This window comes from Streptomyces sp. NPDC051776 (assembly GCF_040681345.1).
GTDB lineage: Bacteria > Actinomycetota > Actinomycetes > Streptomycetales > Streptomycetaceae > Streptomyces.
On sequence record NZ_JBFAYQ010000040.1, the window covers coordinates 40,508 to 64,242 of the forward strand.

Below are 23,735 nucleotides of genomic sequence, written 5' to 3' on the forward strand. Positions count from 1 at the left end.
GACGTCCCGCTTGCGCCAAGCCCCCGGCACTTCCTGCGTCCCTGACGTTCCGCATCCGCCAGCCCCCGCACCATCGCACCCTCGCACCACCTCCCTTCTGCCGCTGCCCCGCCGTGATCGCCGGATGGGGTGATTGCGGGTCCCCGGGGCACGCCGGCGCCCGACCTGGGTACGCGTCACCCCATGGAGTGGCTCACCAAGCTCCCCGTGATCGGGCCCGTCGTCGTACGGCTGATGCGCACCCACGCCTGGCGGGCGTACGAGCGCCTCGACACCGTGCACTGGACGCGTCTCGCCGCGGCCATCACCTTCATCAGCTTCATCGCCCTGTTCCCGCTGATCACCGTCGGTGCCGCCATCAGTGCTGCGCTGCTCAGCCAGAAGCAGCTGGACGCGCTCAAGGCCAAGCTCGCCCAGCAGGTGCCCGGCATCTCGGACCGGCTCGACCTCGACTCCCTCGTCGCCAACGCCACGACCGTCGGGCTCATCGCCGGTGCGCTGCTGCTCGTCACCGGTGTCGGCTGGGTCGGCTCCCTGCGCGAGTGCCTGCGCGCCGTGTGGCTGAAGGAGGAGGACCCGGGCAATCCCTTTGTTCTGAAGGCCAAGGACGCCGTCGTGCTGGTCGGTCTCGGCGCGGTCGGGCTCGTGGCGGCGGGCGGTTCGGTGTTGGCGTCCAGCGCCGTCGGATGGGTCGCGGACCGGATCGGGCTCGCCGAGGGCGGTATCGGGACGGTCCTGCTCGTCATCGCGAGCCTTGCCATCTCCGTGATCGCCGACTTCCTTATGCTCGCCTATCTGCTGACCCGCCTGCCCCAGGTGCGCCCCGTCCTCCGCTCGGTCCTGGTGGCGGGCCTCATGGGGGCGGTCGGCTTCGAACTGCTCAAGGCGCTGCTGAGCGGCTATCTGCAGAGTGTGGCGACCAAGAGCATGTACGGCGCGTTCGGCGTGCCCGTCGCGCTCCTGCTGTGGATCAACTTCATGGCCAAGTTGCTGTTGTACTGCGCCGCCTGGACGGCGACGCAGCACAACAGCTCCGGGGCGGCCGTTGGGGGGCCGGTCAGCCCCGAGGACGGCGGCGGACCAGCTCCGGCAGCGGCCAGCGGCGGTGCACCAGCAGCACCGCTCCCGCCAGAGCCACCAGAGCCGCTCCGGTGACGCCCAGTGCCATCCACATACCGCGTGACTCCCGCTCCTGCGAGGAGGCGACCGAGGCGCGCGTACGGTCCCTGCGAGCCTCGCCCTTGGCCCCGGCGACCTGTTTGGCCGCGCCCTGCGGCGGGACGAGCTTGCCGATCGGCTCGACCTTGCCCGCTGCCTCGAAGCCCCAGTCGAAGAGGCGCGCGGTCTCCTTGTAGACCTCGTTGTGCTCCCCGTCCGACGGGTTCATGACCGTCACCAGCAGGACCCGGTCGCCGCGCTGTGCGACGCCGGTGAAGGTGGACCCGGCGTGCGAGGTGTAGCCGTTCTTGACGCCGGCGATCCCCTCGTAGGGCTCCAGGCCGAAGTCGCCCGTCAGCAGCCGGTTGGTGTTCTGGATCGCAAAGGATTCGCGCTTCTTCTTCGTCTTCTTGTCCTTCTTCATCCCGCCCGGGAAGCTCGCGGTCGCGGTCGAGCAGTACTCCCGGAAGTCGGATTTCTGTAGCCCGGAGCGCGCGAAGAGCGTCAAATCGTATGCGCTGCTGACCTGGCCCTTTTCGTCGTATCCGTCCGGTGTCACGACGTGGGTGTCCAGGGCGTTCAGCTCCTGGGCGTGGGCCTGCATGTCTTGGACGGTCTTCTCCTTGCCGCCGTTCATCGCGGACAGCACATGCACAGCATCGTTGCCAGAGCGAAGGAATACGCCGAGCCACAGGTCGTGGACCGAGTAGGTGTAGTTCTCCTTGACGCCGACCTGGCTGCTGCCCTCGCCCATGCCCTCCAGGTCGGACAGGAGGACCTTGTGTTTCTGGTTCTTGGGCAGCTCGGGCAGCACCGTGTCCGCGAAGAGCATCTTCAGCGTGCTGGCGGGCGGGAGCCGCCAGTGCGCGTTGTGCGCGGCCAGGATGTCGCCCGACTCGGCGTCCGCCACCACCCACGAGCGTCCGGAGAGCTTCTTCGGCAGCTTCGGAGCGCCGGGCCCGAGCTGCACCTGTGTCCCCGGGCGGGAGAGGCGCTTGCCGCCGATCGACGACATCTTGGCGGGCGGTCCGGGCTGCTTCTCCTTCCCGTCATGCGGCGCTCTGAGGAGCGCGTGGGCCGGTGCGGCCGTCAGGGCCGGGAGCAGCGCCGCCGCGGCGACGGCGATCGCCAGGCGGCGGCGCGGCGGACGGGAGGGGGGATGGCCGGAGGCGGTGAGGGATGCGGGCACGCCGGTGAACGTACAGGGCGCTCCGTGGCTACGAGACACCGCGGTCCGCATCCGGCGCCCCTGGGCACCCCCGCGGCCGCTGCTCGCAACGGGCGGTGATACTGGAGCGTATGAAGTTTTCCCGCCCCGTGTCATGTTTCCTCCTCGCCTTCGGGGTGTGGAGCTGGCTCATCTGGATTACTTTCGTCAAAAACCTCTGGAGCGACGCCAGCGGGCTCGCGTTCGACGATGCGGGTGAACCGACTGCGTACTTCTGGGTGCATCTTGTGCTAGCCGTGACGTCCTTTCTCCTGGGGACGGCCGTTGGAGTGATCGGGTTGCGGGGGCTGTTGGCGCTGCGGCGCACCGGCGGTGCGGACGCTGTCGGTCCGGATTCCGGAGGCGCTGCCGCAACGAACACGGCGGGCGCTGCCGGTACGGGTCCCGCGGACACGCCGGCCTCCGGGGCGGCGGGATAGGGGAGCGGGGATGGTGGTGGTGTTCCTCCTCGTCCTGCTGGTGATCCTGGGCTTGCTGGGCGTTGTGCACTGGTACCTGTGGCGCAGGCTCGTACGGGACACGACCGTGCCGGGTGGCCGGGCGCGCCGGGCGGGCGCGGTCGCTGCCGTGGTTCTTCCCCTGACCACCCTGAGTGCGCTCATCGGGGGCCGCGCCGGTGTGCCCTTCGCGCTGGAGCGGGTTCTCGCCTGGCCCGGTTACCTCTGGCTGGCGCTGGTCCTGTATCTGACGCTGGCTCTGCTCGTGGGCGAGACCGTGCGCCCGCTGCTGAACCGTCTCCTCGCGGCCCGGGACACGGGCCCGCGCGGGACGGCGTCTGCCGGACTCGCAGGGGGTCCTGACGGTGCGTCGGCTGTCTCCCGTACGCGTACGGGTCCGTCGTCCCCGGCGCCGCCCGCGCCCGTGGGAGGAGGCGGCGCGGCGTCCGCAACGGCCTCGGCGCCTTCCGCGGCCCCTCCCGCCGCATCGGCGCCCCCGGCCGCACCGGACCTCCGGGGAGAGCTGCCGCCCGCCTCGGCGGGCTCGGCCGCGGGGGCCGGGTCGGTGGCGGGCAAGGTGCGCGCCGGGACACCTCCGCACCCGGCGGACGAGCCCGGTGAGCGGAACCCCGCGAGCCCCCGGGAGCCGCGGGCCGTCAGCCGCCGGCTGTTCGTCGCACGCGGCGTGGCCGCGGCCGCGACCGCCGTGGCCGCGGGGACCGTCGCCCACGGCGCGTACGACGTGCTGAACGGGCCCGCGGTCAAGCATGTGCCGGTGCCGCTCGCCAAGCTGCCCCGCAGCGCTCACGGCTTCCGCATCGCCGTCGTCAGCGACATCCACCTCGGCCCGGTCCTGGGACGTGCGCACAGCCGGCGCATCGTGGAGACGATCAACCGCACCCAGCCCGATCTGATCGCCATCGTGGGCGACCTCGTCGACGGCAGCGTCGCGGATCTCGGCCCGGCCGCGGAGCCACTGGCGGACCTCCGGGCCCGCCACGGCTCGTACTTCGTCACGGGCAACCACGAGTACTTCTCCGGCGCTGCCGAGTGGGTCGACCACGTCCGCGAACTCGGCGTCCATCCACTGGAGAACGCGCACGAGGAACTGCCGGGCTTCGACCTCGCCGGGGTCAACGACGTGTCCGCCGCGGACCAGGCCCCCGGCCAGGGACCGGACTTCGAGAAGGCGCTCGGCGACCGCGATCCGCGCCGGGCGTCCGTCCTCCTCGCCCACCAGCCCGTCGTCATCCACGACGCCGTGCGCCACGGCGTGGACCTCCAGCTCTCCGGGCACACCCACGGCGGCCAGCTCTGGCCGGGCAACTACCTTGCGGAGCTTGCCAATCCGACCGTGGCGGGGCTGGAGCGCTACGGGGACACGCAGCTCTACGTCACGCGGGGGGCGGGGGCGTGGGGCCCACCGGTTCGGGTGGGCGCGGAGTCCGACATCACCGTCGTCACGCTCGCCTCGAAACAGGCTTGAGCCGGAACCGGAGGCGCCGGAGCCGTAACCGGAGCCGTAAACCGGAGCCGGAGCGCGACTGGGGGGCCGACCCGGAAGACGCCGCCGGCAACCGCAGAGGCGACGCCCGCACCGGCCGTCCCCGCAGCCGCCGCACCGCATCCGCACCCGCGCATGTCCCCGCCCGCACCTGCCTCCGCTCCGGGCACCGGCCGGCTCAGGCGTGGCGCTGTGCGGGCACCCCCTCCAGCAGGGCGGGATTGATCCTGCGGACCACCGTCCGAAGCAGCTCCGGTTCCACGACCGGCCACAGCACCGTCCGCGCGTCCTCGTACTTCGCGATCAGCCGGGCACGCTGGTCCTCCGGGAGGGCCGCGAGCCGGTCCGGACGGGAGTTGTGCGCATTGTCCGCGATCTTCAGCAAGGACGCGTCCTCGTCGGCCGCGACGGTGCGGATCATGTTCCTGTACGTCATACCCGGCTTCTTCGTCACCGTGTCGACCAGCGTGACCACCTCCGCCGGAACCCCCGCCGCCAGCAGCCCGGCGAGGGTCCAGTCGGTGTCCTCGACGACGTCGTGGAGCAGCCCGGCCTGGGCCAGCTGGTCCCCGGCGGGCGCGAGGCCGTGGGCCACGGCCCGTACGTGCTCGATGTACGGCACCCCGATCTTGTCCGTCTGCCCGGCGTGCGCCGCGGCGGCGAGAGCGTCGGTCTCGGCGAGCGTGAGCGTGCGGCGGGTCCCCTGCTCGTAGTGCATAAGGCGGAGCCTACGGCCTTACCCGGCGTATCGCCCCTGTCGTGACTTGACCTTAAATCTTTATTAAGGTTCCGGTCCGCCACCACCGGATTTCAAGATCCCCATCAGTTCCTCCTGGGTCGGGGTCCCAGCGACTCTCACAGGTCGCAGCAGATATCGTCCGCGCGTCCCGCCCCGGACCGCGCACGGGGATTCAGAGCAGTTGGTCGAGAGTGATCGGCAGCCGCCGGATCCTGCGTCCCGTCGCGTGATGGACGGCGTTGGCGACGGCGGCTCCCACCCCCACCAGACCGATCTCCCCGATGCCCTTCGTTCCGACCGGCGTGGCCGGGTCCGGTCCGCCCACGAACAGTACGTCCATCTCGGGGACGTCGGCGTTGACCGGGACCAGATAGTCCCCGAAGGTCGCGTTGGCGATGCGGCCGGTCCCCATGTCGGTGAGGGTGTCCTCGAACAGCGCCTGGCCGATGCCGCCGACCGTTCCGCCGATGATCTGGCTGCGGGCCGTCTTCGCGTTCAGGATGCGCCCGCCGTCGATCGCCGACACCACGCGCGTGACCCGCACGTGCCCCAAGTCCCGGTCCACACGGACCTCCACGAACTTCGCGCCGAACGCGCCCGCAGGAACCGTCGCCCGCGTCGCCTTGACCGCGAAGCTGCCCAGTCTGCCCAGCCGTGAGACCGCCAGCGACCCGACGAGCTGCCCGATGTCGGCCTTCGGGAAGGCCGAGTTGCCGTCGCTGGTCAGCTCGGACAGGCCGTGCCGGGCGAGGATGTCCGTGTACGCCTCGCCCCGGGACGGGTCGGAGGCCCGCAGGATCCGCCCGCCCGCCACCACCACGTCCTCCAGCCGGCAGCCGCGCAGCGGCGACTCGTCGTCCTTCCTCGCCAGATCGAGGAACGCGCTCACCAGCCGTCCGCACGCGTCGTGCACCGCCGTGCCCAGGGCCGCCGTCAGACCGGACCCGCCGGCCTGCGGTGCCTGCGGCATGTCGCTGTCACCGAGCTGGAAGCGGACCTGATCCATGGTCAGGCCCAGCAGCTCGGCGGAGAGCTGGGCCATCACCGTGTACGTGCCGGTGCCGATGTCGGTCGCCGCGCTGCGCACGTATGCCGTACCGTCCCGCGCGATCGTCGCCCGCGCCGCGCACTTGGACTGGTAGTGGGGGTAGGAAACGCCGGCCATGCCGTACCCGATGAGCACATGCCCGTCCCGCATCGAGCCCGGCCGGGGGTCGCGCGCCCGCCAGCCGAAGCGCTCCGCCCCCGCCTGGTAGCACTCGCGCAGCGCCTTGCTCGACCAGGCGAGGCCGGTCTGCGGCTGGAAGTCGGCGTAGTTGCGCATCCGCAGGTCCAGCGGGTCCATGTCCAGCTCGTACGCGAGCTCGTCCAGGGCTGATTCGAGGGCGAAGTTGCCCTGTGCCTCGCCGGGGGCGCGCATCGAGCCGGGGGAGGGAATGTTGAGCTTGATCTGCTTGTCGCGGGTGGCCATGTTGGGGCAGGCGTAGGCGGCCGCGGTGCCCATGGTGACGGACTCCATGTTGGAGTCCTCCATCGCCGCGGTCGACACGGCCTCGTGGTCGATCGCCGTCAGCCTCCCGTTGCGCAGCGCCCCCAGCTTGACGTGCTGCACCGTGGACGGCCGGTGCCCGACGCCGGTGAACATCTGGGGGCGGGTGAGCACCAGCTTCACCGGGCGGCGCACCCTGCGGGCGGCCAGCGCGGCGAGGATCACATGCGGCCAGGTGCGCAGCCCGGCACCGAACCCGCCGCCCACATAGGGCGCAAGGACCCGCACCTGGTCCTTGGAGATCCTGAACGCGGCGGCCAGGCAGTTGCGCACGTTGTACGGCCACTGGGTCGCGTCGTGGACGGTGAGCCGGTCGCCGTCCCAGGCCGCGACGGTCGCGAAGGCCCCCAGCGGGTTGTTGGTGTTCTCCGCGGTGACGTAGGTGGCCTTGAGCCGGACCTCGGCCTGCTCCAGGCCGTCGGTGACGCTGCCCCGCTTCATGTCCAGCAGAAACGGGTTGCTCTTCGGCACGACCCGCGGGTCCTCCGGGTCCAGCAGCGGATCGCCGGGATCGTAGGAGAGGTGCACCAGCCGGGCCGCGGCTGTGGCCTGCTCGAAGGTTTCGGCGACGACGACCGCCGCGTACTGCCCGTAGTGCAGCACCCGGTCGTCCTGCAGCGGGGGAGGGGGCTCGGGGCCCAGGATGGTGCGGGCGCCGCGGGCCAGCCGGGGCGCGTTGAGGTGGGTGATCACGGCCAGCACACCGGGTGCCGCCTCGGCCTCGGAGGTGTCGACCACGCTGATCCGCCCGGCGGCCACCGTGGTCCGCACGAGCACCGCGTGCGCCAGGTGGGGGAAGCCGATGTCGGACGGGTACGGGGCCGCGCCGGTGACCTTCAGCGGGCCGTCCACCCGGTCCACTCCCAGGCCGACAGCCCCGACCTCCTGCTTCTTGGGAGCCTCCATGGTCGTCATGGCGCCACCTCACTCCGCTCCGGGCCCGATGCCCGCAAGGTCCTCCAGGATCCGCACCACGGTGCGCTGCGCGAGCTCCACCTTGAACGCCGTGCCGGGCACCGGCCGGGCACCCTCGACCACCGTCAGCGCCGCGGCCCGGAAGGTCTCCGTCGTCGCGGGGGCGCCGCGCAGGACATCCTCGGCGGCGCGGGCCCGCCAGGGCATGGAGGCCACGCCGCCCAGCGCCAGCCGGGCCTCGCGGATGGTGCCGTGGTCCAGGTGGAGCGCGGCGGCCGCCGAGGCGAGCGCGAACTCGTAGCTCATCCGGTCGCGGACCTTGAGATAGCCCGAGCGGACCGCCTTCGGCAGGAGCGGGATGTCCACAGCGGTGATCAACTCGCCGCGGGCCAGGACGTGTTCGACGTCCGGGGTGTCTCCCGGCTCGCGGTGGAACTCGGTCAGCGGCACGCTCCGCTCACCCTCGGCGCCCTGGATACGGACGACGGCGTCGAGCGCGACGAGGGGCACGGCCAGATCGGAGGCGTGGACCGCGATGCAGTGCTCGCTGACGCCGAGGATGGCGTGCATGCGGGCCGGTCCGGTGAGCGCCGCACAGCCGGTGCCGGGCCGCCGCTTGTTGCAGGCGGGCTCGGCCGGGTCGCGGAAGTAGCGGCAGCGCGGGCGCTGCAGAAGGTTCCCCCCGATCGTGGCCAGGTTCCGCAGCTGCGTGGACGCGCCCCGCAGCAGGGCCTCCCGTACCAGCGGCAGCCGTTTGCCAACGGCCGGGAACGCGGCGAGTTCCTCCATGGTGGTCAGCGCGCCGACGTGCAGGGTGTCCCCGTCGCGGGTGATCCCACCGAGCGGCAGCCGTGTGATGTCGACCAGCCGTCCGGGACCGAGCACCCCGTCCTTCATCAGGTCGAGCTGTGTCGTCCCGCCGGCCAGATACGCGGCCTCCGGATCGCCGGCCACGGTCGCCACGGCCGTACCGGTGTCCGTCGCCCTCACGTACTCAAACGCGCGCATCGCCGCCACCGGCTCCGGCCACGTCGCGGATCGCCGCGACGATGTTCGGGTACGCGCCGCAGCGGCAGATGTTGCCGCTCATGTACTCGCGGATGTCCTCGTCCGACCCCGCGCGGCCCTCCCGGAGCAGACAGACCGCCGACACGACCTGCCCAGGGGTGCAGAAGCCGCACTGGAAGGCGTCATGGCGGACGAAGGCCTCCTGCATCGCGCTCAGGGTGCCGTCCTCGGCCAGCCCCTCGACCGTCGTCACCTCGCGGTCCTCGCAACTTGCCGCCAGCGTCAGGCAGGACACCACGCGCTTGCCGTCGACCATGACGGTGCAGGCACCGCACGCGCCCTGATCGCAGCCCTTCTTGGTGCCGGTCAGGCCGAGCCGGTCGCGCAGGGCGTCGAGCAGGGTGACCCGGGCGTCGAGCTCCAGCCGGTGCTCGGTGCCGTTGACCCGTAGGGTGACGGCGACCTGCGGGGGAGCATTCATGGGCACCACTCTCGTCGCCCAGCCCGGCCCCCGCGACTCGGCCTACGGCATTGGGGGATGCGGGGCGGCCCGTACCTGGCATGAGAAGGGCCCCGCTCTCCGTCCTCTCGGAAAGCGGGGCCCCACGGGTGTGCGCGCGGCGAAGGCCGTCAGAAGCGGCGCGTGATCAGCGCCCGCTTCACCTCCTGGATCGCCTTGGTCACCTCGATACCGCGCGGGCAGGCGTCCGTGCAGTTGAAGGTGGTGCGGCAGCGCCAGACGCCGTCCCGGTCGTTGAGGATCTCCAGCCGCTGCTCCCCGGCCTCGTCACGCGAGTCGAAGATGAAGCGGTGGGCGTTGACGATCGCCGCCGGGCCGAAGTACTGGCCGTCGTTCCAGAACACCGGGCACGAGCTGGTGCACGCGGCGCACAGAATGCACTTGGTTGTGTCGTCGAAGCGCTCGCGGTCCTCGGCGGACTGCAGACGCTCCCGCGTCGGCTCGTTCCCGGTCGTCACGAGGAACGGCATGACGTCCCGGTACGCCTGGAAGAACGGCTCCATGTCCACGACCAGGTCCTTGAGGACCGTCAGGCCCTTGATGGGCTCGACCGTGATGGGCTTCTCCGGGTTTATGTCCTTGACCAGCGTCTTGCAGGCAAGCCGGTTGCGGCCGTTGATGCGCATCGCGTCGGAGCCGCAGATGCCGTGCGCGCAGGAACGCCGGAAGGTCAGTGAGCCGTCCTGGTCCCACTTGATCTTGTGGAGCCCGTCGAGCACGCGCTCCTTCGGATCGATCTCGACCTGGAAGTCCTCCCAGGTGGCCTCTGCCGAGACCTCCGGGTTGAACCGGCGGACCCGGAAGGTGACCGTGATGTACGGCGACGCCGTCGCCTCTGCCTCGACCTTGTCCTTGTCGAGCGTCGGGGTGCTCATCAGTACTTACGCTCCATCGGCTGGTAGCGGGTCTGGACGACCGGCTTGTAGTCGAGGCGGATGGACTCCGTGCCGTCGTCGCCCACCTCGCGGTACGCCATGGTGTGGCGCATGAAGTTGACGTCGTCGCGGTTCGGGTAGTCCTCGCGGTAGTGACCGCCGCGCGACTCCTTGCGGGCCAGGGCGGAGACCGCCATGACCTCCGCCAGGTCGAGCAGGTTGCCCAGCTCGATGGCCTCGAGCAGGTCGGTGTTGAACCGCTTGCCCTTGTCCTGGATGGCGACGTTCTTGTACCGCTCGCGCAGCTCGCCGATCTTCTCGACCGCCGTCTTGATGGTCTGCTCCGTACGGAACACCATCACGTTGGCGTCCATCGTCTCCTGCAGGGCCTTGCGCAGCTCGGTGACCCGCTCCGTGCCCGTGGAGGTGCGCAGCCGCTCGACCTGGTCGATGACGAGCTGGGCCGGGGTCTCGGGCAACTCGACGTAGTCGGCCTTCTCGGCGTACGCGGCGGCGGCGATGCCGGCGCGGCGCCCGAAGACGTTGATGTCGAGCAGCGAGTTGGTGCCCAGGCGGTTGGCGCCGTGCACCGAGACACAGGCGACCTCGCCCGCCGCGTACAGGCCGGGGACGACCGTCGCGTTGTCGGCCAGCACCTCGCCCTCGACGTTGGTCGGGATGCCGCCCATCGCGTAGTGGGCGGTCGGCTGGATCGGGATCGGGTCCGTGTACGGCTCGATGCCGAGGTAGGTCCGCGCGAACTCGGTGATGTCCGGCAGCTTGGCATCGAGCTGCTCCGGCGGCAGGTGGGTGAGGTCCAGGAAGACGTGGTCGCCCTCGGGGCCGCAGCCGCGGCCCTCGCGGATCTCGGTGTAGATAGAGCGGGAGACGACGTCACGCGAGGCGAGGTCCTTCATGACGGGCGCGTACTTCTCCATGAAGCGCTCGCCGTCCTTGTTGCGGAGGATGCCGCCCTCGCCGCGCGCACCCTCGGTGAGGAGGATGCCCATGCGCCAGATGCCGGTCGGGTGGAACTGGAAGAACTCCATGTCCTCCAGCGGCAGTCCGCGCCGGTAGACCGCCGCCTGGCCGTCACCGGTGAGGGTGTGCGCGTTGGAGGTCACCTTGAAGAACTTGCCGCAGCCGCCGGAGGCGTAGATCACGGCCTTCGCCTGGAAGACGTGGATCTCGCCCGTGGCCAGCTCGTAGGCGACGACGCCGGCCGACTTCTTGACGCCGTCGACTTCGGTGATGAGCTGGTCGAGGACGTAGAACTCGTTGAAGAACTCCACGCCCTGCTTGACGCAGTTCTGATACAGCGTCTGGAGGATCATGTGGCCGGTGCGGTCCGCGGCGTAGCAGGACCGCCGGACCGGTGCCTCACCGTGGTTGCGCGAGTGGCCGCCGAAGCGGCGCTGGTCGATCGTGCCGCCCGGGGTGCGGTTGAACGGCAGGCCCATCTTCTCGAGGTCGAGGACCGCGTCGATGGCCTCCTTCGCCAGGATCTCGGCGGCGTCCTGGTCGACCAGGTAGTCGCCGCCCTTGATCGTGTCGAAGGTGTGCCACTCCCAGTTGTCCTCCTCGACGTTCGCGAGGGCCGCGGCCATGCCGCCCTGGGCGGCACCGGTGTGGGAGCGGGTGGGGTACAGCTTCGTCAGAACGGCGGTGCGGCTGCGCTGGGTGGCCTCGATGGCCGCGCGCATGCCGGCGCCGCCCGCGCCGACGATGACGGTGTCGTACTTGTGAATCTTCATGATCGTGGGTCAGCCCCGGCTCTAGCGGATGTTCGGGTCGAAGGTGAAGATCACCAGCGTGCCCAGGAGGACGGTGAACACCGTGGCGGTGTAGAGCAGCATCTTCAGCCAGAAGCGCGTGTTGTCCCGCTCGGCGTAGTCGTTGATGACCGTCCGCAGGCCGTTCGCGCCGTGCAGCATGGCCAGCCACAGCATCAGCAGATCCCAGATCTGCCAGAACGGGGAGGCCCAGCGGCCGGCGACGAACGCGAAGCCGATCTTGCTCACGCCGCCGTCCAGTACCAGCTGGATCAGCAGGTGGCCGATCACCAGGACGACCAGCACGATGCCGGACAGCCGCATGAACAGCCAGCCGTACATCTCGAAGTTCGTCCGGGACGCCTTCGGGGTCTTCGCGGTACGGGCGCGCGGCGCTTCGATGAGCGGGGCCGGGTTGTCCGGGCCGTACGCGGAGCTGGAGCCGGTCAGCTCGACGGAGTCCGTCGAGGAGGTCTCAGTGGATGCCATGTCTCTCAGCTCCCGAACAGCTCACGCGCGGCGTGGTTGAGGATGGGGTACACGGCCCCGGCCATCAGCACGATCCAGATGCCCATGACGGTCCACAGCATCTGCTTCTGGTAGCGCGCGCCCTTGGACCAGAAGTCCACGGCGACGACGCGCAGACCGTTCAGCGCGTGGAAGAGGATCGCGGCCACCAGGCCGTATTCCATCAGCGCGACCAGCGGCGTCTTGTACAGCGCGATGGTGTCGTCGTACGCCTCGGGCGAGACGCGGACAAGAGCGGTGTCGAGGACATGAACGAACAGGAAGAAGAAGATGAGGACACCGGTGACTCGGTGAGCCACCCACGACCACATGCCTTCCCGGCCGCGGTACAGCGTTCCAGCCGGCACGGAAAAACCCTCCGGAAGCGGGGATTGGGTGGGGCTGGCCGTCAGCATCTACCAGTGGGGTACTGCACTGTCGGTCGGGCCCGGCCGGGTACCTTCCACCGGCCCTGGCCATCGTAGCGACGCGCTGTCGGCTCCCTCGCCCCGGGGGCCTGCAGGTGTGATCAAACAGGCACTCAATGCCTACCAGGCCGGTGGAAAGCCCCTGTTTCCGGGCTTCACGCCATAAGGCGGGCGAGCCGGCCGTGCGCAATGCGGCGCAATTCGTCGGCCGTGACCGCGCGCTCCTCGTCGATCTCGTGGGCGAGCCGGGTGCGGATCGCGGCGAGCACGTGGTCGAGGAGTTCGTCCTGGCGCAGCGCGTCCAGGCAGACCACGAAGACATGCCCGAAGCGGTGCTCGTACGCGTGCTGTGCCGCGCGCAGTGCGGTGAGCGCGGCGGAGGGGGCGGGGGCGGGGAGTGCGTGGGAAACCGATTCTCCGGCGAGGGCCTCGGCCAGATCGGCGGGCGCCAGGTCGTAGCTCGCCTCGTCGGCGGCGGCGAGGAGTGCGTCGACATCGGGATAGGGGCGGTGGGTGACGAGGCGGTGGGCCCACCTCCGGCTGCCGCAGCAGGCGAGCAGTGCCGCTTCGGCGGCGTCCGGAGTCGCGGTGTTGAAACGCTCGAGCCGGGAAAGCGGGGCGGTGACGGCGGGGCCGCTGCCGCGACTCTGCGCCGGCACCGGACGCCGGGCCCGCCGGGCCGCCGGGGTGGTGGGCTCCCGGCCTGCGCGGCCTGCTGGGAAGTCGCTGGTCAGCATGGGCTCCTCTGGGATTCCCTGCGCGCGGACCAGTCCTGGGATGCAGGTGGGACTGGAGGTACGACTGAGTCGTAACCGTATCGGGGGATCTCGGGCACCGTCCGATGGATGACCTGTTTTTCACCCGGACGGGGACTAATGCGCGCGCGTGATGGACGAAATCTTGAGCGAGAACCCGTACCTTCGTCCTTAAATAGGAGGTTTTGGGCAGATGATGCACGAGTCGAGGACGGGCGGCCGTCGGGCACGGTCGGCCACGTGGGTCGCGATCGTCGCAGCCGCCGCACTGCTCGGCGGCTGCTCCGGCGGCGGGGGCGAACGGCCGAGCGACGACGACCGCTCGCCGAGCAGCGCCCCGGCGAGCAGGGAACCCCAGGGAACCCCGTCCTCCGCGCCGCGCACCATCCCCTCCGTCCGGAACTTCGACCCGGGCACCGGCCCCGGCTGGAAGCCCTCGGACAAGACCCGCGTCGTCGCCGACCCCAACGGACCGCTCGCCGACGAGGCCCGCATGCTCGCCGCCGAACTCAAGGCCGAGTACGCGGAGCCTCCCGCCAGGACGGGTGACGTGGAGCTGGCCGTCCGCACCGGACAGCGTGGAGGCGCGGAGGGATACCGGCTCAGCTCCGGGGACGACCGGGTCACCATCACCGGCAGTGCCGACGCGGGCGTTTTCTACGGCACCCGCACGCTCCTGCAGTCGCTCCGCTCCGGCGGGAGGGTCCCCGAGGGCGTCATCGACGACAGCCCCGACCGTCCGCAGCGCGGCTTCCAGCTCGACATCGCCCGCAAGCACTACACACCGGACTGGATCGAGGCCCGGCTGCGCCAGATGGCCGACCTCAAGCTCAACCAGCTCGGGCTCCACTTCTCAGACGACCAGGGCTTCCGGATCGAGAGCACCTCGCACCCCGAGGTCGTGTCGGAGCAGCACATCACCAAGGCGGAGCTGCGCCGGATCCTCGATCTGGCGGAGCGGCTGCATGTCACCGTCATCCCCGAGATCGACTCCCCGGGCCACCTGGGCGCGGTGATCGCCGCGCACCCCTCGCTCCAGCTCAAGAGTGTTTCGGGCACCCCCGCACGCGGCGCGGTGGACATCACGGACCCGCAGGCGTCGCGGATCGTCGACGACCTGCTGCGGGAGTACGCCGCCGTCTTTCCCGGCCGGTACATGCACATCGGCGCCGACGAGTACCTGGCCCTCATGGCCTCGGACCCCGAGGCGACCTATCCGCAACTGGCCGCCGCGGCACGCGCGAAGTACGGGTCCGGGGCGAGGGTCCAGGACCTGGCGACCGCATGGCTCAACGACCGGGCGGCATTCGTCCGCGGGCAGGGCAAGCGGCCAAAGGCGTGGAACGACGGATTCTTCGGCGGCGGGGTCGTCCACCCCGACAAGGGGATCGAGGTCGAGTACTGGACCGGCAAGGAAGTGGGCGAGCGGCAGCCGTCGGAGTATCTGGCCGAGGGGCGCACGGTGGTGAACCTCAACGACGAGTACCTGTACTACGTGCTCGGGGAGCCGAACCAGTTCACCTATCCGACCGGCGAGCGCATCTACAAGGAGTGGACGCCGGCAGTGCTGCGCGGTACGCACGCCTTGTCCGCCTCCTCGACCTTGCCGGGGAAGGTACCGGGCGGCCGCTTCGCGGTCTGGTCCGACATCGCGGACGCCCAGACCCAGGACCAGGTCGCCAAGGGCATCCGGCTGCCGCTGGCGGCCACGGCCCAGAAGCTGTGGGACGCGGGGCGTCCGCCACTGAGCTGGCCCGCGTTCGCCGATCTCGCGAACAAGCTCGGGCCGGAGGCCGGCTTCACGCCCTGATGCGGCGCGACGGCGAAGCGGTTGGTCCGCTTCCAGGTGATACGCGGTGGTATGTCAGGCTTCGGGGTCGGGACTCGTGGCCCGGCCCTCATGCCATTCCGCGCGCAGCAAGGCGTATTCCACTTCGCCGTGCTCGGCGCCATCGACGAAATCCGGCCATTCCTTGTGGACGGTTCGTACGTACCGGAGGCCCGACTTCTCCAGGACGCGGCGGGAGGCGAGATTGACGGCCATCGTCGTCGCGTACACCCGCCGCACGCCGAGTTCCGTGAAACCCGCGCGGATCAGCGCACGCGAGCCCTCCGTGGCGTAGCCCCGGCCCCATGTGGCGGTGCGCAGCCGGTAGCCGAGCTCGGCCTCGGCGGGATCGCCGTGCTCCTCCGGGCGGAACTCGAACCAGCCGACGAAGGCGCCGGATGGCTTCTCGGTGGCGATCCAGTGGCCGAAACCGGGGAAGAGTTCGGCGCGGCGGATCAGGGAGGGCAGGATCTCGCCGCTGATCCGTTCGTGCGGCGGCGGCCTGCCGTCGCCGAGGAAGCGCATGACGCCCGGGTCGCTGTCGAGTGTGACGAGCAACTCCGCGTCGGCTCCGGTGAGGGGGCGCAGCCGTAGCCGCCCGGTCTCCACAGGTCGCTGCACGGTGCCACCGTACGGGGCTCACGTGCCTGGTCGCGACGCGTTTCCGCGGGGGCGTGGGGAGGTGAACGGGGCGGAATTTCCGGGGAGTTCACACGAGACGGCCGGGGTCGCCACCCCCCACAGGAGAGACCCCGGCCGTCGTCGGTGAGGGCCCGGAAGGGGGCCCGTACTCTCCTCTGCGTACGAGGCTCGGTTTCTGTCACACCGGCCGAGACGTGGACGCGCACCGGCTCGAGGCCCTAGCGTGCTGGGTCGCGCCGGGCGGCGATGATGTGGGTCCATGGTTTACTTCAGTCGTCAACTTCTGGTTGCCATGCGACGTGGATGACCGGCATCGCGATCGGCGCCCGCGGCCATGCAGGGCGAGTGAAGCAGGATGAGGGCGTGCTGGGGGACGACGCGGAGCTGACTACCGCGGTTCACGCGGCACAGGACGGGAACGAGACCGCGTTCCGGACTGTGTACAGAGCGGTGCACCCGCGGCTACTCGGCTATGTGCGGACGCTGGTCAGCGAACCGGACGCGGAGGACGTCGCGTCCGAGGCGTGGCTGCAGATAGCCCGGGACCTCGGGCGGTTCAGCGGTGACGCGGACCGGTTCCGGGGCTGGGCCGCGCGCATAGCCCGCAACCGTGCGCTGGATCACATTCGCATGCGCGGCCGTCGGCCCTCGATCGGCGGCGACGAAACCGAACTTGCCGACAAAGCGGCCGATGCGGACACGGCGCGCGAGGCGATGGAGTCGATCGGCACCGGCCGTACGCTCCGCCTCATCTCCAAGCTGCCCCAGGACCAGGCCGAGGCCGTGGTGCTCCGGGTCGTGGTGGGGCTCGACGCGAAGAGCGCCGCGGAGGTGCTCGGCAAACGGCCGGGCGCGGTCCGTACGGCCGCACACCGCGGACTGCGGCGGCTCGCGGAGCTGATCGGGACGGAAGAGCCCAAGGAGGGTGACCAACTCCCGGAGTCGGCCGGGGACTCCGCATACCGTTCCGCTTATGTTTCCCGTCCGGCTCCTTCCGCTCCAGGCGTAGCGCCTCCCGCAGCTCATGGCTGTCCTTCTGAAGCAGCTTCCGGTCCGGCTTCGGATTCCGTTTCGAATCCGGACCACGGACCCCGCGCCGACCCCTCCGAGGGCTCGGGCGGACTCGACGGAGTGCCGCCCCAACGGGAGTGGCACCAGGGGCAGGTCACGTCCGCCGGTGTGACGGATTCCGGTGCGCGAACGCAGAAGGACATGTGATGGCCGACGATCGGTACAAGTGGCTGGACCAGGACGCTGCGGAGCGGTTGCTCCGTGGCGAGCCGGCCGATGCCGCCGTCGGACCGCACGACGCGTTCTCCCGCGCGCAGGCGGAGCGCCTCGCCGAGGCGCTGGCCGATGTGCTCCTCGAGGCGGGCGCCCTGGGCGCCCCGGGAGCCGCACACCGGACGGCTGTCGGCGAGATGCCCGGCGAGGCCGCGGCGACCGCCGCATTCCGCAAGGCCGTCGAAGCACGGAACGGTGCGGCGCATTCCGGTTCTACGCGCGACAAAGTCGGCAGCCTCGGGACCGTGAGGCATTCCCGCAGGGGAGCCCACGCCGCGGACACCACCCAGATCATTCGCCTCGCGAGACCTCAGTGGCCCGCCCGCATGGGCCGCTCGCTGCGGGCGGGCGTGGCCGTGGCCATGGCGGGGTGTGTGCTCGGAGGCGTCGCTGTCGCGGCGGGATCGGGCGCACTGCCCGCCCCGTTCGGCGGAGGAGACGGCGAACGGCTCCCCGCCGAGAGTGTGTCCGCGGGAGCGACCGGCGAAGCCCTCTCCACCCCGTCCGGTGAGCAAGGCTCCACCCAGACCCCCTCGGACCGGCCTTCCGGCACCAGCCCGTCCGGTGACGGCACGGACTCCGGGGACGGACGGGGCGACGGACGGCGGGACAACAGCCGGCCCAGCACCCCCGGCGACGGCAATGGCAGGTCGCAGGACGACGCCTGGCTGCTGCCCGAAGGCAAGGGCGACCTCGAGGGCGAGAAGCTGAAGGTCGCTCTGCTGCTGTGCCGCAAGCACCAGGCGGGCACCCTCGACGAGCGTACGGAGCGCCGCCTGGAGCAGGCCGCGGGAAGCGCCGAGAACCTGGACCGCTCCTGCGAGCGCCTGCTGAACGGTGACTACCGCGACGCTTCCGGCGGCGGGGACGGCAACAACGGCGGTGGCAACGACCACGGCGACGGCACCGACCAGGGCGACGAGGGCAAGAAAACGGACGGCGGAGACGATGGCGGAGGAGACATCGGCGTACCCGAAAACGGCGACAAGCAGCCGTCGGCCCTCGGCCCCGCGACCGAGCCTTCGTCCGGCGCGTCCGGCGGGTTCGCCGTAGCCGCACTCTCCGGTCCGAAGCCCGGTTCGCTGCACCTGTCCACGGGGGCGTACATCAGCGTGTGAGCCGGGGCGCGAGGACTCCGGGGCGCGTACCCGAGTATGTGGCCGTGCCCGAGTCTTTGGCCGTGCCCGTGGCGTGGGGCTTCGGGCCCTGTACGTGAACGGTGATCCGTAATCCCTGATCCGTAATCCCTGATCCCTGATCCGTGATCCGTGATCCGTGATCCGTGATCCGTGCGGCATCCACGTGGGTTGTGGGCCAGTGCGCCGCGTTCGCGGGACTGCGATGTGCATGCGTGGCGTCTGGGTCCCGGCGCTTGGAGCCTCTGAGTCCCGGGAGTGGTGGCGTCCGGGCCCGGCGCCTGTGGTCGCTGAGCCCCGGGGGCGGTGGCCTGTGAGCTCCGGCGCGCACTGAGTCTCCCGGAACCGCTGAGCCCGCGGACCCGCCCAGCGATCCGCCGCGTAGCTACGGGTGCCGTCCGCTCCGGCGGCGGCTCGTTAACGCGTCAACCACCGCGCAGTCCATTCTTCAACCAGGGTGTGACACTTTTCAGCCCCCCGGCGCAGTAACTAGTGAGCCGACTGGTCATCGGCGGTGTGTGAGCCGGGGTTCCCCCCGTACCTGCGGCTCCACGCATATGGCGCGGGCGGGGCACGTTCCCCCGGCCCTGCCCGCGCCCTTTCTCCCCCTACGCTCCCCGCACGAGCACCGTGCCGCGTCGCCCCGGCGGCCGGATTCTTGCCGTGGGGGTGTCCTCCGCCCGGCATCTCCTCGGCGCAACTCCCGTCCTGCTAGCGGTAGATGACGACCTTGTCGCCCGTACGCGTCCGGTCGAAGAGCGCAGCGATCCCGGCCTTGTCCCGCACATTGACGCAGCCGTGCGAGGCGCCTCTGTATCCGCGCGCAGCGAAGTCGGCGGAGTAGTGCACCGCCTGGCCGCCGCTGAAGAAGAGCGCATACGGCATTGCGGTCTTGTAGATCGTCGAGACATGGTCGCGGCTCTTGAAGTAGACGGTGAAGCTGCCTTCGCGGGTGGGTGTGTACTGCGAGCCGAAGCGCACGTCCATCGCCGAGACGACCCTGCCGTCGATCATCCACGCCAGGGTGTCGCTGCTCTTGCTGATGCACAGCACGCGCCCGGTGAGGCAGCGCGGATCCGGACGGCCCAGCGGCTTGCTCGTCGTCGGGAAGAGCGCCGTACGGGACGGCGGCGCCGTCACGGACCGCAGCGCCGACCAGGTGGCGATGTCGACCGCACCGGTACGGGCGAGCCCGCGCCGCGCCTGGAAGGACGTCACGGAGGCGGTCGTGACGGAGCCGTAGAAGCCCGTGGGATTCCGGTCGAACAGCCCCAGCTCGCGCAGCCGGGCCTGCAGCTCCCTGACCTGACCGCTCCGGCTGCCGGAGGCCATCAGCAGCGGGCGGACCGGTGCGGGGGCGGCGGGCCCGGCGGCCGGCTTCGCGGGACGGGCGCCTTTACCCGGTTGCGCCGATGCCCCGGGGTTCGCGGACTTCGCGTGCAGGGCCGCCCGGGCGGGCCTGGAGTCGGCGTGGCCGGCGCCGGGAGCGGTGCGCGCGGGGCCGGTGCCCCGCGGCGGTTCGTACCGGCAGCCCGAGGTCAGTCCTGCGGCCAGTGCGGTGACGGCCGAGGCCGCAAGGGCCCGGCGTACGACCGCTCCCATGCGCATGATCCGCCCCCCTCCGGCCCCCGTTTTCCGGATCTTTCCCCATTCATGTGTTCCCTGTGCTGCCGGGGGACGAACCACGGGTACATGCTGAGAGGGAGCGGGCGTGAAGCGGGATGCCGCCGGGGGCCGCAGGAACGCACAGAGATCGCGGGGGCCCTGAAGAGCACGGAGGCAGAGCAGATGGCGCGAGAGTCGCAGTCCGGATTCCCCGTCGAGCCCGTGTACGGCCCCGACGCTCCGCCCGGCTGGGATCCCGCCGAGCAGCTGGGCGAGCCCGGTGAGTATCCCTTCACGCGCGGGGTGTACCCGACGATGTACACCACCCGCCCGTGGACCATGCGCCAGTACGCCGGCTTCGGCACCGCCGCCGAGTCCAACGCCCGCTACCGCGACCTGATCGCCCACGGCACCACCGGCCTGTCCGTCGCCTTCGACCTTCCCACCCAGATGGGCCACGACTCGGACGCGCCCCTCGCGCACGGCGAGGTCGGGAAGGTCGGTGTGGCCATCGACTCGGTCGACGACATGCGGGCGCTGTTCGACGGGATCCCGCTCGGCGAGGTCTCGACCTCGATGACGATCAACGCGCCCGCGGCGGTGCTGCTGCTCCTGTACCAGCTCGTGGCCGAGGAACAGGGCGTCCCCGGGGCACAGCTCACCGGCACCATCCAGAACGACGTGCTCAAGGAGTACATCGCCCGCGGCACGTACATCTTCCCGCCCGAGCCCTCACTCCGGCTGACCGCCGACATCTTCCGCTACTGCAAGGCCGAGATCCCGAGGTGGAACACCATCTCGATCTCCGGCTACCACATGGCTGAGGCGGGCGCCACGCCCGCACAGGAGATCGCCTTCACGCTCGCCGACGGCATCGAATACGTCCGTACGGCGGTGGCGGCCGGAATGGACGTGGACGACTTCGCGCCACGGCTTTCGTTCTTCTTCGTCTCCCGGTCGACGCTCCTGGAGGAGGTCGCCAAGTTCCGTGCGGCCCGGCGGATCTGGGCGCGGGTGATGCGGGAGGAGTTCGGCGCGAGGAACCCCAAGTCGATGATGCTGCGCTTTCACACCCAGACGGCGGGGGTGCAGCTGACCGCACAGCAGCCGGAGGTGAACCTGGTGCGGGTCGCGGTGCAGGGCCTCGCGGCGGTGCTCGGCGGCACGCAGTCCCTGCACACCAACGCCTTCGACGAGGCCATCGCGCTCCCCACGGACAAATCGGCGCGGCTGGCGCTGCGCACGCAGCAGGTGCTGGCCCACGAAACCGATGTGACCGCCACCGTCGACCCGTTCGCGGGGTCGTACGCGGTCGAGCGGCTGACGGACGAGGTCGAGGACGCGGCCCTGGCCCTCATGGACCGCGTCGAGGATCTGGGCGGCGCGGTACGGGCGATCGAACAGGGCTTCCAGAAGGGGGAGATCGAGCGCAGCGCGTACCGGATCGCGTTGGAAACGGACGCGGGCGAGCGCGTCGTGGTCGGGGTCAATCGCTTCCGGCAGGACGAGGAGGAGCCGTACGAGCCGCTGCGCGTCGACCCGGCGATCGAGAACCGGCAGGCCGAACGGCTGGCCGCACTGCGCGCAGAACGCGACCAGGGGACCGTGGACGCGGCGCTCCGCGAGTTGAAGAAGGCGGCGGAGGGCACGGACAACGTCCTGTACCCGATGAAGGACGCGCTCGCCGCGCGGGCCACGCTGGGCGAGGTGTGCAACGCGCTGCGGGACGTCTGGGGCGCATACGTCCCGACTGACGCATTCTGAGGGCTTTCTGGCATGTGGACGGCTGCGCGCGGTGTCAGAGGCGCGTGCAAGACTCCCGTCCATGCTGGGCGTGACTGACCTTCCGACGTATCTGGCCGGACTCGTACTCATCATCCTGCTGCCGGGGCCGAACTCGCTGTACGTGATCTCGGCCGCGGCGCGACGCGGTGTGCGCACGGGCTATCGGGCCGCATGCGGTGTGTTCTGCGGCGACGCGGTGCTGATGGTGCTCTCGGCGGCGGGCGTGGCCTCGCTGCTGCAGACCAATGAACTGATGTACGGCGTCGTGAAGTACGCGGGCGCCGGCTATCTGACGTGGATGGCGATCGGCATGCTGCGCTCGGCGTGGGGGATGTGGCGCGAGCGGCGCCATGAGCGGAGCGGCGGTGAGACCTTCGTCACGCCGATGGCCGCCTGTGCCGCGGGGCCGGATGCCGAGGGGGGAGCCGTACCGGTGGCCGGCCTGACGGCCGGGGGAGAGGCGGTCGACGAGGGGGCCGAGCGGCCGTACCGTCGCGCGCTGGTGATCAGCCTGCTCAACCCGAAGGCGATCCTGTTCTTCGTCTCTTTCTTCGTGCAGTTCGTGGACCCCGGGTACTCCCACCCGGCGCTGTCGTTCCTGCTCCTGGGCAGTCTCGCCACGCTGTTCAGCTTCCTGTACCTCACCGCGCTGATATTCGGCGGGAGCGCGCTGGCCGCCCAGTTCCGGCGGCGCAAGCGGCTGTCGGCGGGCGTCACGTCGCTGGCGGGGACGCTGTTCCTGGGGTTCGCGGCGAAACTGTCGTTGAGCAGCGCGGGGTAGGGCACGCTGCGGGGAGCACAGGCACCGTATCGGCGTCGTAGGGAACGATGCCCACGATCCGTTCCACACGGGGGAGTAGACCGTGAACCGCACGTTTGTGAATGCTGCCATCGGCCTGACCGCGGCGGCGACATTGCTTCTCACCGCGTGCAGCGGAGAAGGCGGGTCGGACAAGAAGGGGAAGATCGAAGGCGCCGGTTCGAGCGCTGACAAGTCCCCGGCTGCAAATGCTTCCGAGCCCACGGGGAAGAACGCCCCGAGGTTCGACATCCCATCGGACGTCGAGGTGAACCTCGAGGGGTTCGCCGGCAGGAATCATACGGAGAAAGAAGCTCTTCGCGATACGACGTACGCGATCAAGGCTGTCCTCGAGGCTCAGGCAAAGGGCTATGGCGGAACGAGCAACTACAGGCGGTACTGGACGGGGCTGCAGGCCGCTCAATTCGTCGACACGATTGACGACTTCGGAAAGGCCGGGAAGACCATCACCGGGTCGTTCCACTATTACCGTCCGAACGTCAAGCTCACCGGCAAGACCACAGCGGGCGTGACCTACTGCGAAGACCAGCGCAAGGGCTATGCCAAGAACCGCAAAACGGGCAAGGCGGAGAAGACCACCCCGTCTCTCGACGACTTCAGCAAGTGGTCACTCGGCTTGGCGAAGGGCGAGTCGGGTGACTGGCAGGTCGTCCGTTACGGATACACAGAGAGGGCAAAGGCGTGTCAGATCGGCTGACGTCCCGCATAGCGCGTGGACTCGCTGTCGGGGGAATCTGTTTGACCTTCCCGGGTCGTATCCTCTGAAGGCACAGATCACGTGGAAGGTCACCTGGACTGCCTCGGGGAGCCCGGACGGGCCACCGGAACCCGGTGCCCTCCCGGACGGCTACTCTCGGCCGAGCAGGATGTCCAGGTACAGGAAGTGCAAACCGTCATCCGCTGACAGCGCGGTACTGGCCCGGGTCGTGCCGAAGGTAGGGCCCGGGCACACGCTTCGAGACGGGCCTGCGGATCGTGATCGCGGCCATCGAGCGGACGTTGCTGTTGGACTGAGCGGCGGCGTAGGTGAGCGGCCGACGTACACGGGCCAACCCAAGTAAGCGTCCACGCAAACTTGTTGAGCCCTTTCGTATGGCTGCGTGTGCCAGCTAGATTCGTATCCTTACGGGGTTCTGGTCTGCATCACGGGGGTTGTTCGGGGTGGGGAATCGGCCGACGGATTGGCATGTGCTGGATCTGGAGGAGGATCCGGTTCCGGGTGATCCGGAGCGGGTGAAGT

The 23,735-nt window shown here is 70.3% G+C and carries 22 protein-coding genes; 9 read left to right on the top strand and 13 right to left on the bottom strand.

Going from position 1 to position 23,735, the window contains the following annotated elements:
• The first annotated feature begins 183 nt into the window (after window positions 1-183).
• Window positions 184-1,155, top strand: coding sequence for a YihY/virulence factor BrkB family protein (locus tag AB0M26_RS25130; protein ID WP_365264098.1), 972 nt, complete (start codon window positions 184-186; stop codon window positions 1,153-1,155).
• Here the strand turns inward: AB0M26_RS25130 and AB0M26_RS25135 are convergent.
• Entirely contained in the window at window positions 1,058-2,347 is a 1,290-nt protein-coding gene (locus AB0M26_RS25135; RefSeq protein WP_365264100.1) for a D-alanyl-D-alanine carboxypeptidase, read from the bottom strand. The genes AB0M26_RS25130 and AB0M26_RS25135 overlap by 98 nt on opposite strands.
• A gap of 110 nt (window positions 2,348-2,457) precedes the next feature.
• Here AB0M26_RS25135 and AB0M26_RS25140 point away from each other — a divergent pair, with 110 nt between their 5' ends.
• Entirely contained in the window at window positions 2,458-2,805 is a 348-nt protein-coding gene (locus AB0M26_RS25140) for a hypothetical protein (protein ID WP_365264101.1), read from the top strand.
• A 10-nt stretch (window positions 2,806-2,815) separates the two neighbouring features.
• Window positions 2,816-4,309 carry a metallophosphoesterase gene (locus tag AB0M26_RS25145; RefSeq protein ID WP_365264102.1) on the top strand — a complete coding sequence of 498 codons (1,494 nt, stop codon included), beginning with the start codon at window positions 2,816-2,818 and terminating at the stop codon, window positions 4,307-4,309.
• A 196-nt stretch (window positions 4,310-4,505) separates the two neighbouring features.
• Here the strand turns inward: AB0M26_RS25145 and AB0M26_RS25150 are convergent, their stop codons facing one another.
• The 9 genes from AB0M26_RS25150 to AB0M26_RS25190 all read right to left on the bottom strand — a co-directional run bounded on the left by AB0M26_RS25150 (window position 4,506) and on the right by AB0M26_RS25190 (window position 13,377).
• Window positions 4,506-5,045 carry an HD domain-containing protein gene (locus AB0M26_RS25150; RefSeq protein ID WP_365264103.1) on the bottom strand — a complete coding sequence of 180 codons (540 nt, stop codon included), beginning with the start codon at window positions 5,043-5,045 and terminating at the stop codon, window positions 4,506-4,508.
• A 193-nt stretch (window positions 5,046-5,238) separates the two neighbouring features.
• A complete protein-coding gene (locus AB0M26_RS25155; RefSeq protein ID WP_365264105.1) occupies window positions 5,239-7,530 on the bottom strand; it encodes a xanthine dehydrogenase family protein molybdopterin-binding subunit in 2,292 nt (763 codons plus the stop codon).
• A gap of 9 nt (window positions 7,531-7,539) precedes the next feature.
• A complete protein-coding gene (locus AB0M26_RS25160) occupies window positions 7,540-8,538 on the bottom strand; it encodes a xanthine dehydrogenase family protein subunit M (protein WP_365264107.1) in 999 nt (332 codons plus the stop codon).
• A complete protein-coding gene (locus AB0M26_RS25165; protein ID WP_365264108.1) occupies window positions 8,525-9,019 on the bottom strand; it encodes a (2Fe-2S)-binding protein in 495 nt (164 codons plus the stop codon). Before AB0M26_RS25165 ends, AB0M26_RS25160 begins: the two co-directional genes overlap by 14 nt.
• A gap of 149 nt (window positions 9,020-9,168) precedes the next feature.
• Window positions 9,169-9,933, bottom strand: coding sequence for a succinate dehydrogenase iron-sulfur subunit (locus AB0M26_RS25170; protein ID WP_365264109.1), 765 nt, complete (start codon window positions 9,931-9,933; stop codon window positions 9,169-9,171).
• The gene (gene sdhA, locus AB0M26_RS25175) at window positions 9,933-11,687 is read right to left on the bottom strand and encodes a succinate dehydrogenase flavoprotein subunit (protein ID WP_365264110.1); all 1,755 of its coding nucleotides are present in this window, start codon (window positions 11,685-11,687) and stop codon (window positions 9,933-9,935) included. Before sdhA ends, AB0M26_RS25170 begins: the two co-directional genes overlap by 1 nt.
• A 21-nt stretch (window positions 11,688-11,708) precedes the next feature.
• Window positions 11,709-12,194, bottom strand: coding sequence for a succinate dehydrogenase hydrophobic membrane anchor subunit (locus AB0M26_RS25180; protein ID WP_365264112.1), 486 nt, complete (start codon window positions 12,192-12,194; stop codon window positions 11,709-11,711).
• Between the two features lie 5 nt (window positions 12,195-12,199).
• Entirely contained in the window at window positions 12,200-12,580 is a 381-nt protein-coding gene (sdhC, locus tag AB0M26_RS25185; RefSeq protein WP_360854024.1) for a succinate dehydrogenase, cytochrome b556 subunit, read from the bottom strand.
• Window positions 12,581-12,795: 215 nt separating this feature from the next.
• Entirely contained in the window at window positions 12,796-13,377 is a 582-nt protein-coding gene (locus tag AB0M26_RS25190; protein ID WP_365264113.1) for a 2-oxo-4-hydroxy-4-carboxy-5-ureidoimidazoline decarboxylase, read from the bottom strand.
• A gap of 214 nt (window positions 13,378-13,591) precedes the next feature.
• Here AB0M26_RS25190 and AB0M26_RS25195 point away from each other — a divergent pair, with 214 nt between their 5' ends.
• The gene (locus AB0M26_RS25195; protein ID WP_365264123.1) at window positions 13,592-15,205 is read left to right on the top strand and encodes a glycoside hydrolase family 20 protein; all 1,614 of its coding nucleotides are present in this window, start codon (window positions 13,592-13,594) and stop codon (window positions 15,203-15,205) included.
• A gap of 54 nt (window positions 15,206-15,259) precedes the next feature.
• Here the strand turns inward: AB0M26_RS25195 and AB0M26_RS25200 are convergent, their stop codons facing one another.
• The gene (locus tag AB0M26_RS25200) at window positions 15,260-15,844 is read right to left on the bottom strand and encodes a GNAT family N-acetyltransferase (protein ID WP_365264114.1); all 585 of its coding nucleotides are present in this window, start codon (window positions 15,842-15,844) and stop codon (window positions 15,260-15,262) included.
• 384 nt (window positions 15,845-16,228) lie between these two features.
• Here AB0M26_RS25200 and AB0M26_RS25205 point away from each other — a divergent pair, with 384 nt between their 5' ends.
• Both AB0M26_RS25205 and AB0M26_RS25210 read left to right on the top strand, forming a co-directional pair.
• On the top strand, window positions 16,229-17,083 hold the full coding sequence (locus tag AB0M26_RS25205; protein ID WP_365264124.1) for an RNA polymerase sigma factor: 855 nt from the start codon (window positions 16,229-16,231) through the stop codon (window positions 17,081-17,083).
• Complete coding sequence (locus tag AB0M26_RS25210; protein ID WP_365264115.1) at window positions 17,083-18,267, top strand: hypothetical protein; 1,185 nt, start codon at window positions 17,083-17,085, stop codon at window positions 18,265-18,267. Before AB0M26_RS25205 ends, AB0M26_RS25210 begins: the two co-directional genes overlap by 1 nt.
• Window positions 18,268-18,996: 729 nt before the next feature.
• Here the strand turns inward: AB0M26_RS25210 and AB0M26_RS25215 are convergent.
• A complete protein-coding gene (locus AB0M26_RS25215) occupies window positions 18,997-19,893 on the bottom strand; it encodes a L,D-transpeptidase family protein (protein ID WP_365264116.1) in 897 nt (298 codons plus the stop codon).
• A gap of 180 nt (window positions 19,894-20,073) precedes the next feature.
• On the opposite strand from AB0M26_RS25215, the gene AB0M26_RS25220 reads away from it, so the two are divergent.
• From AB0M26_RS25220 to AB0M26_RS25230, 3 genes are all read left to right on the top strand, one after another.
• Entirely contained in the window at window positions 20,074-21,654 is a 1,581-nt protein-coding gene (locus AB0M26_RS25220; protein WP_365264117.1) for a methylmalonyl-CoA mutase family protein, read from the top strand.
• A 61-nt stretch (window positions 21,655-21,715) separates the two neighbouring features.
• A complete protein-coding gene (leuE, locus tag AB0M26_RS25225; protein ID WP_365264118.1) occupies window positions 21,716-22,456 on the top strand; it encodes a leucine efflux protein LeuE in 741 nt (246 codons plus the stop codon).
• A gap of 82 nt (window positions 22,457-22,538) precedes the next feature.
• Complete coding sequence (locus tag AB0M26_RS25230) at window positions 22,539-23,192, top strand: hypothetical protein (protein ID WP_365264119.1); 654 nt, start codon at window positions 22,539-22,541, stop codon at window positions 23,190-23,192.
• A gap of 196 nt (window positions 23,193-23,388) precedes the next feature.
• On the opposite strand, the gene AB0M26_RS25235 is transcribed toward AB0M26_RS25230, so the two are convergent.
• Window positions 23,389-23,547, bottom strand: a complete 159-nt coding sequence (locus tag AB0M26_RS25235) for a hypothetical protein (protein WP_365264120.1) — start codon at window positions 23,545-23,547, stop codon at window positions 23,389-23,391.
• Between the last annotated feature and the right edge of the window lie 188 nt (window positions 23,548-23,735).

What these genes read in the sequence shown, in the direction of transcription:
- AB0M26_RS25130 (WP_365264098.1), top strand. Translation starts at nt 184, where the DNA reads ATGGAGTGGCTCACCAAGCTCCCCGTGATCGGGCCCGTCGTCGTACGG.
- AB0M26_RS25140 (WP_365264101.1), top strand. Translation starts at nt 2,458, where the DNA reads ATGAAGTTTTCCCGCCCCGTGTCATGTTTCCTCCTCGCCTTCGGGGTG.
- AB0M26_RS25145 (WP_365264102.1), top strand. Translation starts at nt 2,816, where the DNA reads ATGGTGGTGGTGTTCCTCCTCGTCCTGCTGGTGATCCTGGGCTTGCTG.
- AB0M26_RS25150 (WP_365264103.1), bottom strand. Translation starts at nt 5,045, where the DNA reads ATGCACTACGAGCAGGGGACCCGCCGCACGCTCACGCTCGCCGAGACC.
- AB0M26_RS25155 (WP_365264105.1), bottom strand. Translation starts at nt 7,530, where the DNA reads ATGACGACCATGGAGGCTCCCAAGAAGCAGGAGGTCGGGGCTGTCGGC.
- AB0M26_RS25160 (WP_365264107.1), bottom strand. Translation starts at nt 8,538, where the DNA reads ATGCGCGCGTTTGAGTACGTGAGGGCGACGGACACCGGTACGGCCGTG.
- AB0M26_RS25165 (WP_365264108.1), bottom strand. Translation starts at nt 9,019, where the DNA reads ATGAATGCTCCCCCGCAGGTCGCCGTCACCCTACGGGTCAACGGCACC.
- AB0M26_RS25170 (WP_365264109.1), bottom strand. Translation starts at nt 9,933, where the DNA reads ATGAGCACCCCGACGCTCGACAAGGACAAGGTCGAGGCAGAGGCGACG.
- sdhA (WP_365264110.1), bottom strand. Translation starts at nt 11,687, where the DNA reads ATGAAGATTCACAAGTACGACACCGTCATCGTCGGCGCGGGCGGCGCC.
- AB0M26_RS25180 (WP_365264112.1), bottom strand. Translation starts at nt 12,194, where the DNA reads ATGGCATCCACTGAGACCTCCTCGACGGACTCCGTCGAGCTGACCGGC.
- AB0M26_RS25190 (WP_365264113.1), bottom strand. Translation starts at nt 13,377, where the DNA reads ATGCTGACCAGCGACTTCCCAGCAGGCCGCGCAGGCCGGGAGCCCACC.
- AB0M26_RS25195 (WP_365264123.1), top strand. Translation starts at nt 13,592, where the DNA reads ATGCACGAGTCGAGGACGGGCGGCCGTCGGGCACGGTCGGCCACGTGG.
- AB0M26_RS25210 (WP_365264115.1), top strand. Translation starts at nt 17,083, where the DNA reads ATGGCCGACGATCGGTACAAGTGGCTGGACCAGGACGCTGCGGAGCGG.
- AB0M26_RS25215 (WP_365264116.1), bottom strand. Translation starts at nt 19,893, where the DNA reads ATGCGCATGGGAGCGGTCGTACGCCGGGCCCTTGCGGCCTCGGCCGTC.
- AB0M26_RS25220 (WP_365264117.1), top strand. Translation starts at nt 20,074, where the DNA reads ATGGCGCGAGAGTCGCAGTCCGGATTCCCCGTCGAGCCCGTGTACGGC.
- leuE (WP_365264118.1), top strand. Translation starts at nt 21,716, where the DNA reads ATGCTGGGCGTGACTGACCTTCCGACGTATCTGGCCGGACTCGTACTC.